Annotated in this window: 18 protein-coding genes; 10 read left to right on the top strand and 8 right to left on the bottom strand. The window is 57.2% G+C overall.

The window, feature by feature from the left end; translation table 11 throughout:
- Window positions 1-40 precede the first annotated feature (40 nt).
- The 4 genes from IV01_RS01970 to IV01_RS01985 all read right to left on the bottom strand — a co-directional run bounded on the left by IV01_RS01970 (window position 41) and on the right by IV01_RS01985 (window position 2399).
- A complete protein-coding gene (locus IV01_RS01970) occupies window positions 41-1204 on the bottom strand; it encodes an EAL domain-containing protein (RefSeq protein WP_032631481.1) in 1164 nt (387 codons plus the stop codon).
- Between the two features lie 147 nt (window positions 1205-1351).
- Window positions 1352-1693 carry a hypothetical protein gene (locus IV01_RS01975; RefSeq protein WP_032631480.1) on the bottom strand — a complete coding sequence of 114 codons (342 nt, stop codon included), beginning with the start codon at window positions 1691-1693 and terminating at the stop codon, window positions 1352-1354.
- Window positions 1690-2079 (bottom strand): phage holin family protein, encoded by a 390-nt coding sequence (locus IV01_RS01980; protein WP_032631479.1) that lies wholly within the window; start codon window positions 2077-2079, stop codon window positions 1690-1692. Before IV01_RS01980 ends, IV01_RS01975 begins: the two co-directional genes overlap by 4 nt.
- Window positions 2080-2084: 5 nt before the next feature.
- On the bottom strand, window positions 2085-2399 hold the full coding sequence (locus IV01_RS01985; protein WP_032631477.1) for a DUF883 family protein: 315 nt from the start codon (window positions 2397-2399) through the stop codon (window positions 2085-2087).
- 382 nt (window positions 2400-2781) lie between these two features.
- Here IV01_RS01985 and IV01_RS01990 point away from each other — a divergent pair, with 382 nt between their 5' ends.
- The 5 genes from IV01_RS01990 (at window position 2782) to IV01_RS02010 (ending at window position 6588) form a co-directional block, all read left to right on the top strand.
- The gene (locus IV01_RS01990) at window positions 2782-3873 is read left to right on the top strand and encodes an acyltransferase family protein (protein WP_032631476.1); all 1092 of its coding nucleotides are present in this window, start codon (window positions 2782-2784) and stop codon (window positions 3871-3873) included.
- Between the two features lie 33 nt (window positions 3874-3906).
- Window positions 3907-4539 (top strand): hypothetical protein, encoded by a 633-nt coding sequence (locus tag IV01_RS01995; RefSeq protein WP_324294265.1) that lies wholly within the window; start codon window positions 3907-3909, stop codon window positions 4537-4539.
- Between the two features lie 68 nt (window positions 4540-4607).
- Entirely contained in the window at window positions 4608-4847 is a 240-nt protein-coding gene (locus IV01_RS02000) for a glutaredoxin family protein (protein WP_032631475.1), read from the top strand.
- Window positions 4848-5104: 257 nt separating this feature from the next.
- Window positions 5105-5626, top strand: coding sequence for a superoxide dismutase family protein (sodC, locus tag IV01_RS02005; protein WP_032631599.1), 522 nt, complete (start codon window positions 5105-5107; stop codon window positions 5624-5626).
- 71 nt (window positions 5627-5697) lie between these two features.
- Window positions 5698-6588, top strand: a complete 891-nt coding sequence (locus IV01_RS02010) for a pseudouridine synthase (RefSeq protein WP_032631474.1) — start codon at window positions 5698-5700, stop codon at window positions 6586-6588.
- Between the two features lie 77 nt (window positions 6589-6665).
- Here IV01_RS02010 and IV01_RS02015 read toward each other — a convergent pair whose 3' ends face one another.
- Together IV01_RS02015 and mobA are read right to left on the bottom strand one after the other, a co-directional pair.
- Window positions 6666-6890 carry a YgdI/YgdR family lipoprotein gene (locus IV01_RS02015; protein WP_032631472.1) on the bottom strand — a complete coding sequence of 75 codons (225 nt, stop codon included), beginning with the start codon at window positions 6888-6890 and terminating at the stop codon, window positions 6666-6668.
- 97 nt (window positions 6891-6987) lie between these two features.
- Entirely contained in the window at window positions 6988-7581 is a 594-nt protein-coding gene (mobA, locus tag IV01_RS02020) for a molybdenum cofactor guanylyltransferase MobA (RefSeq protein WP_032631470.1), read from the bottom strand.
- Between the two features lie 78 nt (window positions 7582-7659).
- Here mobA and moaB point away from each other — a divergent pair, with 78 nt between their 5' ends.
- The 3 genes from moaB to IV01_RS02035 all read left to right on the top strand — a co-directional run bounded on the left by moaB (window position 7660) and on the right by IV01_RS02035 (window position 10422).
- Window positions 7660-8199, top strand: coding sequence for a molybdenum cofactor biosynthesis protein B (moaB, locus tag IV01_RS02025; RefSeq protein ID WP_032631469.1), 540 nt, complete (start codon window positions 7660-7662; stop codon window positions 8197-8199).
- Window positions 8200-8206: 7 nt separating this feature from the next.
- The gene (glp, locus tag IV01_RS02030; protein ID WP_080290407.1) at window positions 8207-9409 is read left to right on the top strand and encodes a gephyrin-like molybdotransferase Glp; all 1203 of its coding nucleotides are present in this window, start codon (window positions 8207-8209) and stop codon (window positions 9407-9409) included.
- 86 nt (window positions 9410-9495) lie between these two features.
- Window positions 9496-10422: a glycosyltransferase gene (locus tag IV01_RS02035; protein WP_032631467.1), complete on the top strand. Its 927-nt coding sequence runs from the start codon at window positions 9496-9498 to the stop codon at window positions 10420-10422.
- Window positions 10423-10622: 200 nt separating this feature from the next.
- Here IV01_RS02035 and IV01_RS02040 read toward each other — a convergent pair whose 3' ends face one another.
- A complete protein-coding gene (locus IV01_RS02040; RefSeq protein WP_032631465.1) occupies window positions 10623-12431 on the bottom strand; it encodes a monovalent cation:proton antiporter-2 (CPA2) family protein in 1809 nt (602 codons plus the stop codon).
- A 240-nt stretch (window positions 12432-12671) separates the two neighbouring features.
- Here IV01_RS02040 and IV01_RS02045 point away from each other — a divergent pair, with 240 nt between their 5' ends.
- Complete coding sequence (locus tag IV01_RS02045) at window positions 12672-12860, top strand: hypothetical protein (RefSeq protein WP_032631462.1); 189 nt, start codon at window positions 12672-12674, stop codon at window positions 12858-12860.
- A gap of 40 nt (window positions 12861-12900) precedes the next feature.
- Here the strand turns inward: IV01_RS02045 and IV01_RS02050 are convergent, their stop codons facing one another.
- Window positions 12901-13290, bottom strand: coding sequence for a Fe2+/Zn2+ uptake regulation protein (locus IV01_RS02050; protein WP_032631460.1), 390 nt, complete (start codon window positions 13288-13290; stop codon window positions 12901-12903).
- A 353-nt stretch (window positions 13291-13643) separates the two neighbouring features.
- On the opposite strand from IV01_RS02050, the gene IV01_RS26780 reads away from it, so the two are divergent.
- The gene (locus tag IV01_RS26780; protein WP_154232280.1) at window positions 13644-13805 is read left to right on the top strand and encodes a hypothetical protein; all 162 of its coding nucleotides are present in this window, start codon (window positions 13644-13646) and stop codon (window positions 13803-13805) included.
- The last annotated feature ends 68 nt before the right edge of the window (window positions 13806-13873 follow it).

Genomic DNA, 13873 nt, shown 5'->3' with positions numbered 1-13873 from the left:
GTGCGCCTAGCTTCCCGGTTCGGCCGCCAGCCCGCAAGGGTTACAGCCCTGCGGCGTCCACGTCGATCAAGAGCAGGCGCTGATCATTGTCGAAAAACTGGCCTGCCGTCAGGCAGTACTGGTTACTGGTTGCATCGCGATAGGTGTTGGACAGGATCAGACGGCGTTCATGCCAGCCTTCGGCCAGCAGATGATAGAAATACGGTCGCCAGGACCAGTTATGCCCAAGATAGGTAGCGTCTGAATGCCAGGCTCCGTTGCGCCACTCCAGGTTGGGAGTGAGCTGGGTACCGTGCCGGTCGCATTGGTAAAAGCGCAGCAACCAAGGGTAGTCGTTCAGTTTCGGTAGTTCATCGATCGAGTTATGGTTTTTGTCCCAGGGTTGGAGGATCGTCATCAGGGCCGCCAATTGCTGACGCAGATCCATTACCCTGGCCCGCTCTGCGAGCTTTTGCTGAACATAGTGATCACGCAGTCGGGCAAACTGGTTCACGAAGGCGTCGGCTGCGAAGAAGTCTCGCTCACCCTGGGCAAACAGAAAGCCTTGAACGTAGCGGGAGCCACACTCGAGGGCGAAGTGCAGCTCGGCTTCGGTTTCTACTCCCTCGGCAATGATCCAGCAGCCGGTTTTTTCCGCCATTTGCGCCAAGGCTCTGACAATGTCGCTGCTCGGGCCGCCTTTTGCAGCAGCCTGGAACAAGCGCATGTCCAGCTTCAGGATGTCAGGCTGCAGCGCCAGAACCCGATCCAGCTGCGAGTATCCGGCACCAAAGTCATCGATGGCGATTCGCGCACCCGCATCGCGATAGCGTTCGACTACTTCGGCCAGGCGCTCGCTGTTGCCGCCCAATTCGGTAATCTCGAAAACAATACGGGTGGGGTCTACACCGTTTTTCTGCAGTTGTTTGAGGCTGGGCAATGGCTGACCCGGTCGTAGCCGAGTGATCCAGCGCGGCGAAATGTTCAGGCTTAGAAACCAGTCGTCAGGGGCCTCGTGCAAACGGCTCAAAGCATCATCTCGAATACTGCGGTCCAGGCGGCGCAGCGCAGCGGCAGGCATTTTCGGGTCGGCGAACAACGGGCCTACCGATTGCAGACGTCCGTTGTCCTGACGCAGGCGGCCCAGTGCTTCAACACCCGCAATACGGCCCGTAGCGGTATCGATGAATGGCTGAAAGCAGGCAAGTGGTTGCCCATCGATCACATGGCCTCCTCAGAGAAAATCGTCAGTAAGAAAAATGCCCAAACACAAACGTCGTGCACACGCATATCGACTGCTACAGGAAAACCTGAAGCAGTCGGCGCGTTGTTACAGTAGGGATGCGGCTTGCAAGAATGCAGCCAAAGGCCATCAGCGTTTCTTGGCAGGGCCCTGTAACGCCAGCCTGATGATAGGCAAGAGGCTGACCCCAAGTTTCACCATCCGGGTGAAGCCGCCAGCACGGGCACCTTTGGCACCTTTGCCACTGAGGAAACCCAGTAGAGTGACGGCACCCATACCCCAGAGCGGGGCGTGCTTGATGCCCAAAGTTCCTTGCCAATCCTGAGTCATGCCGCGTACGCGGCGCAGAGGTTGCATCATATTCGCTGATTCCTGACGGATTTCCTGGCGATGCATTTCCATTCGCAGACGGATCAACGCTTTGCGCAACTCACGGCGCGAGTGCTTCTGGTGGGATTCAGGCAGGCTCATGGCATCAATCGCTCACGGTCGTTGGCCAACTCTTCGAGGGTCGCGTTGAAAGGCGACGATTCGTCGAATATGGCGGCTTTTAATCGCATGGCGCAAAACAGCGCAGCCAGCGTATAGAACACGCACAAGCCGATTATTCCGGCAAGGCGATAGCTGTCCCACAGAACGATCAGTAGCAATGCCGACAAGCCGGTCAACAAGAGCAAGGCGAATACCAGCGCCAGGCCCGCGAACAACAGCAGGCTCAAGGTGCGGGCTTTCTGTTCTTGCAGCTCAATGCCGAATAACTCGACATGGCTATGCAGCAAGCCAAGAAACGCGGCGCCTAGACGACGCGGTGATGAGGTCTGGTCCGTAGCTGGACCGGATTCCGTTCCCAGAGCCATAGTCTTTAGCGCCTTGTAGCCAGCAAGCCAATCAGAAAGCCAACGCCTGCGGCGATGCCAACCGACTGCCATGGATTGGTTTGGACATAATCTTCAGTAGCAACCACTGCAAGCTTGCCACGTTCACGAAGGGATTCTTCGGTGAGCTTCAGGGTTTCCCGTGCGCGCAAAAGGCTTTCGTTAATCTGGCCGCGCAATTCGTCGGCCTGTTCACCTGCCAGAGATGCTGTATGAGCCAGCAGTTTCTCCGTGTCGGCAACCAGGACCTGGAAGTCAGCCATCAATATTTCCTGGGCATTCTGTGCTGTTTGGCGGGCCATGTTTCTCTCCATTATGTGCGTATGTGGCTTTCGAGTCTGATGGATTGCCGAAGGTTCATTTGGATTGCACCTTCTCAATCCCCGACAGCAGGTAGAGCGCTCTGCGGTCTGTTGGTGCACTGCTGTGCGCGATGCGCCGATCAGGAGCCTGCCTGCCGGGTGACGTCTGGAGTTTCCATGATTTTGCCGGCGCTGTCGCGCCGGGAGTCATCGCTCACCCTGAATTCTCCTGGCTGACATTCAAAGCTGAACATGAGCTTTCCTCAGCCGGCGACTTGGCTATGCTGTAGGCAAAATCCAGGCTGCTCTAATGTGCCCTGGCTATTCATGGCAGTGCTGTCGCTATCGTCTGATAGCGTTCAGTCATGGGATGGAGATTGACATGGAGCGGCTGTATTCCCTTCAAGGGCTAAGGGGTGTGGCAGTACTGGGCGTCGTGCTGTTTCATATGACGTCGGTTGAACTGAAGTTTTCCGCGGGCGATCTGCTGCTGCCGTCCTGGCTGGATTTCTTCCAGTTGGGGGTTGATCTGTTTTTCATCATCAGTGGCTTTGTGATGGTGATTGTCAGCCGTGGGCGTTTCCAGAGTGTTACCGAGGCGAAGCGGTTTGTGTTCAACCGCGTCTCGCGAATTTATCCCACCTATTGGTTGTATTTTTTTATTACTCTGGGCGTGTTTCTGGTTCAGCCGGGGATGGTCAATAGCTCGCACGGGTCCTCGAACCTCTGGATGTCTTTTTTACTGTTGCCCAGCGACCAGGTGCTACTGGTCATGGTGGCCTGGTCTTTGGTGTTCGAGCTATGGTTCTATCTGGTCTTCAGCGGCCTGCTGTTTTTCAAAGAGCAGCTTTTGCCCTGGATGCTGATGGGGTGGGCAATAATTCTGCTGCTATTCAATGCATTTCAGGATTGGCAGGTCTATCCTCCAGCTTTGCAAATCATCCTCCATCCCTATGCGTTGGAGTTTATCGCTGGCGTGGCGCTGGCCCTGCTGTTCTATTCCCGTCACAGTGCGCGGATTCCCACTTCGGTCGTGTGGGGGCTGCTGGCGGTAGCATTGTTGGGCGGGATCCCGCTGATCGCCATGGCGCGACTGTTCGAAGGCCATGGGCTTGCGCGAATGCTGGCAGTAGGCGCGGTGTTCGGAGTGATAGTGTTTGCCCTGGCTTTGCTGGAGCGTCGTAAACATGTGGCGATGGCCAAAGCGCTGGTGCTTACCGGTGACATGTCCTACACCTTATATCTTTCACATCTCCTGGTTTTGGGTGTCATCGGCCGAGTCTGGCAGTGGTTCGGTGCCAGTCATGACACTTTGCTGGACAATATTTTCTTCACCGTGCTGATGATGGCCGCCGTGCTGTGCTACGGCTGGGTGGGTTATCGCTGTTTTGAAAAGCCTGTACTTGACCGGGCAACCGCATTTGCCCGGCGATATTTTCATAAAAAATCAACGAGCATGGAGCGAGCGCACTGAGGCTCGCCAATGAAGTCGCTGATGGGAGAACGCTTGGATCTTCAACTTGCCATGACGCTGACGCCTTACGGCGGAATTACCGTGATGCTACCGGCGGCGCTGGTGATTACCGGCTGGTTGTGGATGACGCGTTCGCGTCGTTCGGCGCTGCTGTGGATAGCTACTTTGTTCGTGGTCTATTCGCTAGTGGTCGCCAGCAAAATCCTGTTCAAAGGCTGGGGCGTTGCCTTGGAAAGCCTGGGGATTTACGTGCTCAGTGGGCATGCCATGAACACCTGCCTGGTGTTGACCGTAGGGCTGAGCCTGCTTGCACGACAATTGCATTCAGCCCTGCGCTGGCCCGCCGCATTGCTGGGTTTGGCGGTGGGGTGGGCATTCAGTGTCTATTGCGTCGCGCCTTACATTCATCCCTTGCCTGAGGCCATCGCCGGTGCTTTGCTGGGGTCACTCGGGGCATGCGTGTTTCTTTTCGGTCTGGAAAATATACGTCCAGGCAGGATTCCGTCTGCGGCGGTGGTGGCCGGGCTGCTGTTCATTGCGATCAGTACCACTACTACCAAGTACACGGCGGAATCGATTCTGGACCGCATTTCCGTGAAAATATCCGGAGCGGACAAGGCCTTCAAGCAACCGGAATGGCGCGTCTTGCCCCAAACAATGGATTGAATCCCAATCGACGACGCGGTTCGGCCGCGCCTAAACTGAAGGCTGTTCTTACTTCCGAGGTTATTGTTATGTCGCCTGAATGCCAGTTGTTCGGCACCTTGGGTTGCCATCTGTGTGAGATTGCCGAAGCTGAATTATTGCCATTGGTCGCGCATGGATTGCTGGTTGAGCTTGTGGACATCGGCGAAAGCGAAGGGATGGTCGAGGAATATGGCCTGCGGATCCCGGTGCTGCGCCGCACTGATACCGGGGCGGAGCTGGATTGGCCGTTTGATCAGGATCAGGTGGTGGCGTTTCTCAGGTGTTGAGATGAAGTATGCAACCACTGGGACCGGCTTTTGCCGGGAATTGGCTGGTATGACCGCAGCAATGCGTCTTCTGAAATAATGCCTTCCCGGCTAAAGCCGGTCCCACAGATACTGCGCCGCTCATAACATCTGCAAAACACGGAAGCACTATTCGAAGGAACTTTGTCCGCCTTGAGGAGTAGAACATGAGGTACGAACCTTCATCTGACAGGTCGTATCTGGCCTGTCTTGCAAATTTCTCAGCAAATGGACGAATGATGAAATCTTATCTCTGGATTGGTCTGATCGGTGCTTTCTCCCTTAACAGCGCTGTTGCCGACACGCTTTCGGTGCCTATCAACCTTGTAAGCACGACCGAAGCCCCTCAGCCGATTGGCGAAGTAATCATTACCGAAACCGCCTATGGCCTATTGTTTACTCCGAGTCTGAAATCTTTGCCTGCCGGTGTTCATGGCTTTCATGTTCACGAGAACGCCAGTTGTGAAACCGCCACCAAAGACGGTGTGAAGGTTGCAGCTCAGGCAGCCGGTGGTCACTGGGATCCGAAGAAAAACGGCAAGCATTTAGGCCCGTACGCGGAGGGTCATCTGGGTGATCTCCCAGCGATCTACGTTACGGCTGATGGTATGGCGACTTACCCAGTGCTGGCCCCGCGTTTGAAGACACTCAAAGACGTCAAAGGTCATGCCTTGATGGTGCACGCCGGTGGCGACAATCATTCGGACATGCCCAAGCCTTTGGGCGGCGGCGGTGACCGTATGGCTTGTGGCGTCATTTAGGGCAGTCAGCTGATTAGTCTCTGAGGAATTCCTGGGTGATAATGCCGCGCTCGTCACCCAAGAGTTCGCGCATGTCCGAGTCTGTTTTCTCCGCCGCCAGCCTTCAGGCCAGCACCTTGTATTTGCCTCCCGGAAGCTGGGCGACAGTGCTGGACTGTCTATGCACGCATTTCAGCGCAGTCAGCCGCGAGCAATGGTTGGATCGCATCTCGCGGGGGCGAGTGCTCGATGGCGCTGGGTCGCCTATCGATGCGAGTCTGGCTTACAAGGAAGGGCTGCGGATCCACTACTTCAGAGAAGTGCCCAACGAAACGCCGATCCCAGTACTGGAATCCATTCTGTATGCCGACGAGCATCTGGTGGTCGCGGATAAGCCGCACTTCCTGCCGGTGACGCCCGCCGGTGAGTACGTCGAGCAGACGCTGCTCAGGCGTTTGATTCGCCGTCTGGACAACCCCGATCTTGTGCCATTGCATCGCATTGATCGCCACACTGCCGGTCTGGTGCTTTTTTCGGCCAATCGACAGACGCGTTCTGCTTACCAGTCCTTGTTTCCGACCCGAAAAATCGACAAGCGTTATGAAGCCATTGCTGCTGCTTTGCCGGGCGTGAGTTTCCCCCGTGTACACAAAAGCCGGCTGGTGGACGGCGAGCCATTTTTCCGCATGCAAGAAGGCGAGGGGATGAGCAATACCGAAACGGCGATTGAAGTGTGCGAGCGTAACGGTGATCTGTGGCGCTACGGGTTGAGCCCGGTGACAGGCAAAAAACATCAGTTGCGTGTCCACATGGCCGCATTAGGCGCTGCCATCTGCAATGATCCTTTCTATCCCGAAGTGATCAAGGACGCAGTGGATGACTATGCCAATCCGCTGAAGTTACTGGCCCAGAGCTTGCGTTTCATTGATCCTGTGACCGGAGAATCCCGGCAGTTTGACAGCGAGATCAAGCTCGACTGGTAGCTCCAGTTATAAAACAGCCAAAAAAAACCCGCCATCAGCGGGTTTTTTTACGTCTACGTCTACTGCGTCATGGAAGATCAGAGATCCTTGACGGTACGTACCTGATCTTTATTGACACGAGTTTGCTTGCCGTCGAGTTGCTCAAACTCGTAGAAACCTGAATCTTCGTCATATTTAGGCGTGTCTACGGCCTGGATTTCCCGGCCATCGGTCAGGGTGATCACAGTTGGCGAAGCGCAGCCAGCGAGGGAGGCGAGGCCCAGTGCGAGCAAAAATGCAGCGGGAAGGGTCCGTTGTTTCATTACTGTGTCTCCAGATGGATTCTTGGTTAACTGACGTTCAGACGTACAGGCTGTGTGCAAGTTCCATGAAAGGGTAGTCGTTATGACCGGCAAGCGTTCAGCCGGTGATCTGGGTCAGTAATTGCGGGGTGTTGAGATTGGCCAGGCGAGGATCGTCAGCAGCGCAGTTTACGGCGACCGCGCCGAGTTGTTGCATAATCCTTCGCGGGCTACGCTCACCGTTCTGCCACGCCGCCTCGAACGCGGCTGCGTGGCAGGTCGGGATTACGCACAACAACGGTTGCCAGTGTTCGCCGCTGCGGACCATGACGGGTTGCCGAGGGTATTGTCGGGAGGTTGTGCGCAGCTCATCGAGCAGTGAAAGATCGATCAATGGTACATCACAGGGCAGAACCACCAAGTAGGGATGTCGTGCCAACGGTAGCGCGGCACGAATCCCGGCAAAGGGGCCGTGAAAGTCGTCATTGCCGTCCTGAACCAACTGGTCCGCAAAAACGGCGTACTGCTCCAGATTGCGATTGCAGGAGATGATCAGGTCGTCGGTCAGTGGCCGGGTCAAACGATGCAGATGCTGAATCAGCGGTTCTCCTCGCCAGTCGATCAGGCCCTTGTCCCGGCCACCCATACGTTGCCCCTGACCACCGGCCAGCAGCAGGATCGAGCACGGAGCAAAGGGGCTAGAAGCAGGCATGTGAGACTCAACCAAAGCAGGAAAAAGGAGTGCTGTGATATAACACCGGCCTGATTCCCCTACAACTGGATTGAGCCAATGAAAGCCAAGGCTGACACCCCCTTTGTACCCTTGAATATTGCTGTTCTGACCGTCAGCGATACCCGCACGCGGGAAACCGATACTTCTGGCCAGATGTTTGTTGACCGCCTGACCGAGGCTGGCCACAGCCTGATCGAGCGCGTTCTGCTTAAGGATGACCTGTATAAAATCCGCGCGAAGGTCGCTGGCTGGATTGCCGATGATGAAGTGCAAGTGGTGCTGATCACCGGCGGCACTGGTTTCACTGGGCGCGACAGCACACCCGAAGCCGTCGCCTGCCTGCTGGACAAGCAGGTCGATGGTTTCGGTGAATTATTCCGGCAGATTTCAGTACCGGATATCGGCACTTCAACCATTCAGTCCCGAGCGCTTGCCGGGTTAGCCAATGGCACCCTGGTTTGCTGTCTGCCGGGTTCTACCAATGCGGTGCGCACTGGCTGGGATGGCATCCTGGCTCAACAACTGGATTCGCGCTTCCGTCCGTGCAATTTCGTACCTCATCTCAAGCAGGCCGAGCCCTGCGCGACCCGTGGATAAAACGCCCATGCACAAGCCCTTGATGCCCGTCGAAGAGGCGCTGGCACGTTTGCTGGAAATGGCCGAGGCTGCGCCCATCAACGAGTGTGAGAGCGTGCAGCTTGCCGACGCTCAAGGGCGGGTACTGGCGCAGGATATGGTCGCGACCCTTGATCTGCCTCCCTGGCCCAACAGCGCTATGGACGGTTATGCGTTGCGTCTGGCTGACTGGACCGGTGAACCGCTCCGCGTCAGCCAGCGGGTTTTTGCCGGTCAGGCTCCAGAGCCACTGGCGCCGGGCACTTGTGCGCGCATCTTCACCGGTGCCCCGGTACCGGAAGGCGCCGACTGCGTTGAGATGCAGGAAAACGCCCGGGTATTTGCTGACGAACGAGTAGGTTTCGTCGAAGCCCTGGAGCCCGGCCAGAATATTCGTCCCCAAGGCCAGGAAACCCGGATCGGTGACAAGGTGCTGGCTGCGGGCACCCGTCTAGGTCCCATCGAACTGGGCTTGGCTGCGTCGCTTGGGCTGGCTTCTCTTGAAGTGGTCAGGCGAGTGCGGGTTGCCGTGCTGTCCACGGGCGATGAACTCATCGAGCCTGGCCAGCCTCTGGGCCCAGGGCAAATCTACAACAGCAATCGAGTGCTGCTGTGCAGCTGGCTCAAACGCCTGGAATGCGCGGTCGTAGATGCCGGAATTCTGCCCGACGACCTGGAGAAAACCCGTACTGCGCTGGGGTCGCTCAACGATGTGGACCTGATTCTGTCCACCGGCGGTGTTTCCGTGGGGGAAGCCGATTTTCTCGGGCATGCGCTGCGCGAAGAGGGTGAACTGGCGCTGTGGAAGCTGGCGATCAAGCCCGGCAAACCGCTGACGTTTGGCCATTTTCGAGGCGTTCCAGTGATCGGGCTGCCGGGTAACCCGGCCTCGACGCTGGTGACCTTTGCGTTGTTGGCTAGGCCTTATCTGCTCCGCCGCCAAGGCGTGAGCGATGTTACACCGCTGCAGTTCCCGGTCCCGGCGGGCTTTGCCTGGACCAGACCGGGGAGCCGCCGCGAGTATTTGCGCGGGCGTCTGGAGCAGGGGCGGGCGGTGTTTTACAAGAACCAGAGCTCCGGGGTGTTGCGCAGTGCTGCCTGGGCTGATGGGTTGATCGAGGTTCGGGAGGACAGCACGGTAGCGGAAGGTGGGTGGGTGAATTTCATTCCTTTGAGTGAGGTGCTGGGCTGACCCTCACATGGTAGTAAGCGCAGGCATAGGCTACCCTCAAACGCGCTGACAGATTGGGCATCCGGTTTTGGCCCTGGAGTTTTGTTATGGCGGACTTGAGAGTGGCCTGTGTTATCCCGACCTACAACGGGTGCAAGGATTTAAAGCGGTTGCTGGATTCCCTGGCGACCCAGACCGCAGCCTTTGACACGCTGATCGTTGATTCCAGTTCAACCGACGGCACACTGGAGCTTGCCCGCTCCCGCTGCGAGAACGTGACGCGTATCGACAGCAAGGATTTCAACCACGGCGGCACCCGGCAAATGATGGTGGACTTCAACCCTGACTATGACGTCTATGTCTTCATGACACAGGACGCTTATGTCGAGGACATCCAGGCCATTGCCAATATTCTGCTGCCGTTCGCAGACCCGCAGATCGGTGCAGTGTGCGGGCGCCAATTACCGCACAAGAACGCCAGCCTGCTTGCTCAGCATGCACGGCTGTTCAATTACCCGCCGGTCTCGCAGATCAAAACCCTTGAAGATGCCCCAGCCTTGGGCATCAAGACGCCTTTCATGTCCAATTCCTTTGCGGCCTATCGCCGCGAAGCGTTGCTGGCTGTGGGAGGCTTCCCGCCTCATGTGATTTTGTCTGAGGACATGTACGTCACGGCCAAAATGCTTCTGGACGGCTGGAAAGTGGCTTACGAAGGTTCGGCTATCTGCCGCCATTCGCACAATTACACCATCGCCGAAGAATTTCGCCGCTACTTCGATATTGGTGTTTTTCAGTCTCGGGAGGCCTGGATTTATGCAACGTTCGGCGGGATTGCCGGGGAGGGCATGCGTTACGTGAAGTCCGAGCTGGAATTCCTCGGCCGCCGCCGCATGCTGCTCTGGCCCCTGTCATTTATCCGCAACGCAGCGAAACTGCTGGCTTACAAGCTCAGTAAGCAAGAGCACCGCTTGCCGACCCGTCTCAAGAAAAAACTCGGGATGCACGGCCGGTATTGGGATGGGCCATATGCGTGAGGTTTGGTGCGCGTCTGCCGGAAGGCGGTTTCTGTAGGGCAGCGGTGCTCAGTGGGAGCGAGCTTGCTCGGGAAGAGGCAGGGGTAGGCACCACATCTCTAAAGCTGAACCGCCGCTTTCGCAAGCAAGCTTGCTCCCACAGGACTGCATTCCTTTGCAGGACCCGCATCGAATGCTCCCGCATCGGAGCGCATTCCACCTCAATCCTTGACCGCTTCCTCCTCGATCCGGTCAGCTTCGAACAGTTGCGCCAGCTCTTTCCTCGCTTCCCGCGCCGTCTGCAGGACTTTGGCCGCGTCGTCATAGACCAGATGCTGGGCCGCCAGCACCTGTTCGTCGTGGCGTTTGAAGCGTTCTATGCGGGCATCTGCCTGAGTCTGGCTCAAGCCCAGCCCAATCAGGGTCTTGCGGCTCATTTCCAGGCTTGAATAGAACGTCTCACGCACCGCCTGCGCACCGACGTCGATCAGGCGGTGGACGTGTTGTCGGTTACGGGCGCGGGCGATGATTTTCATGTTCGGGTAGAGCTTGCGCACCAGCTCGGCGGTTTTGATGTTGATGTCCGGGTCATCGGTGGCAATGATGAAAAATTCAGCCTGCTCGACCTTGGCGGCACGCAGGATTTCCGGGCGCAGTGGATCACCGTAAAACACCGGTACATTGCCGAAGCTGCGGGAAAATTCGATGGACTCCACGGCGGTATCCAAGGCAACAAACGGAATGTTTTGTGCCCGCAGAATCCGCGCCACGATCTGCCCCATGCGACCCATACCGGCAATGACCACCCGCGGCGCGTCCGTGTTGATGTCGCGATATTCGTCCGGTATTTCAACGTTCACGGGTTTGGGCTTGAACACGTGGGCAATTGCCAGCAGCAACAGCGGCGTCAATGCCATGGACAGCGTGATGGTCAGCACCAGCGTGTCGTAGAGCCGGGCATCGAACAGCCCTTGCTGGCTGCCGATCTTGAACACTACGAAGGCGAACTCACCGCCCGCCGCCAGCACGATGCCCAGGCGCAGGGCACTTTCCTTGCCCAGCCCACCCGCCAGTCGGCCGACAATGAACAACAACGGCAACTTGATAAAAATCAGCAGCAGCGTCAGTGCCAGGACGACCAGCGGCTCACTCAGGAGCAGACCGAGATTGGCACCCATGCCGACGCTCATGAAAAAAAGGCCCAGCAGCAGGCCCTTGAAAGGCTCGATCTGGGATTCGAGTTCGTGACGGTATTCGGAGTCGGCCAGCAGCAAGCCAGCGAGGAAGGCGCCGAGGGCCATGGACACGCCCACAAGATCCATCAGCCAGGCCGTGCCAATCACCACCAGCAACGCCGTCGCGGTGGACACTTCCTGGATTTTTGTCTTGGCAACGATGCGAAATACCGGGCGCAACAGATAACGTCCACCGACCACGACAATCGCGATGACGCCGAGCACTTCCAGGCCATGGGTCAAACCGTCGCTGGCGCTGAGATTGTGATCGGCACCCGCCAGCAACGGCACCATCGCGATCAAGGGAATCGCAGCAATATCCTGGAACAAGAGAATCGCGAAAGCCAGTCGCCCGTGGGGGCTGTTCAGTTCCTTGCGCTCAGCCAGGCTTTGCAGGCCAAACGCTGTGGAAGAGAGCGCCAGACCCAGGCCCAGCACTACCGCAGTGTTGAGGGATTGGCCAAAGATCAGTAGGGCGACAGTACCGATCACCAGCCCGGTCAGCAGCACCTGAGCCATCCCGACCCCGAACACTGCCTTGCGCATCACCCATAAACGTTTAGGTGAGAGCTCAAGGCCGATAATAAAAAGAAGCAAAACCACGCCAAGCTCGGAAATGTGGCTGACGCTTTCCGGGTTGCCGATCAGCCCCAGTACCGAGGGACCGATCAGGACCCCGGCAATCAGATAACCGATCACCGCGCCCAGCTGCAGGCGCTTGGCCAATGGCACGGCCAAAACGGCGGCGAACAAAAATACGACTGCGGCCTGTAACAGGCTGCCTTCACCGGGCATGACTGACTCCTTGTTAAGCGCAAAGCATCGCATCAGCGACGTTTAAAGGCTGACATTAAACCATGAGGGCTTTAGCGGGCGTTGTCTGGATGTGCTCGCAGGACAATTAGCGCGGCAAAAAAGAGAGGGGTATGGCCAGTCGCTATTCGCGTGCGGCTGTCAGTTGCCGCGCATCAGCGTAAGATAGGCGCGCATTTGTGAGCAATGAATGCTGTCGACGAAGAATTCAGGAAAACCTTAATGACCAATAAACAACGTTTGATCTACTCGCTCCTGATTGCCTTGGCGGTGTTAGCGATCATGCTGGGTCTGTCGCACTTGCAGAACAGCGGCGTGATCACCGAGAAGACTTTTCAATATATTGCCATTGCCGTGGCCGTTCTGGTGGTGATCATCAACGGCATCATGCGACGCAAGGTCAAGCGCTAAAGGCTTGCGACTCTGACGTCCCGTGAGCGGCGCCGGGCGATCAATTTGCTGATTCGTCCGGCTCGTTCAGCTTTTGCATGGCCTGTGGGTGCAGGCTGTAGCTCTTGTCCGCATTCAACGCAATTACACCCTCATCACACAGGCGTTTCAGCACTTCGCGCACGCTGAGAAAAGATAGCGGGGTGTCCAGCTTGAGCAAATGGCTGTGTACGCCGCGCACACCCAGAGGTTGCCCCTCGTGGCTGGCAGTGACCAGCGCATCCAGAACTTTCAGGCGAACCAGGCTGGTCCTCAGGCCGAAACTCTTCAGCAGTTTCCGGATCGGCTCATTGCCCTGGCGCTCCGTATCTGCCGCGGGAGACTGCGCCTGAGCTGCAATGGCTGACTGGCGCAGCATCGTTCGAGTAGTGGTGGCTTGGCGATTGAACATGCGCAACTTCCTTTTCAGGCCTCTTGAAAATACTTGCCTCACTTATTAAGACGTATGAGCGCCGGAAATCCTCAACGTTAAACGAAAAAATTTCCATCGGGCATTGTCTAGGGGCCCTGGAATCCGAACCCCAAGACCGGAATCCATCCCAGTCGGAGCTCGCTTGCTCGCCATCAGCGATAACACGGTATGGCTGGCGGACCGGGTCGCCTCTATCGCGGGCAAGCCTCGCTCCAACAGGCTCGGTGATCATCTGTAGGAGCCGAGCTTGCTCGCGATGGACGTTAAACCGGGTCGCCTGCATCGCGGGCAAGCACCGCTCCCACAGGTTCGGTGGTCGGCAAGGAGCTCGCTTGCTCGCCATCAGCGATAACACGGTATGGCTGGCGGACCGGGTCGCCTATATCGCCGGCAAGCCTCGCTCACACAGGACTGATCTCAATATTGGCGTGACGACGTGGGACCGGCTTCAGCCGGGAAGAGGCCAGTACATCCACCCGATAGGTATTGCCTGAAATGCCGCCTTCCCGGCTAAAGCCGGTCCCACGTCGTCACATCCGCATGCGAGCAAACATAGAATTTT

The sequence above is a fragment of the Pseudomonas syringae genome (assembly GCF_000737245.1).
GTDB lineage: Bacteria > Pseudomonadota > Gammaproteobacteria > Pseudomonadales > Pseudomonadaceae > Aquipseudomonas > Aquipseudomonas syringae_J.
The sequence above is the reverse complement of the archived record's forward strand: the minus strand, read 5'-3'. Positions and strand labels throughout refer to the sequence as shown.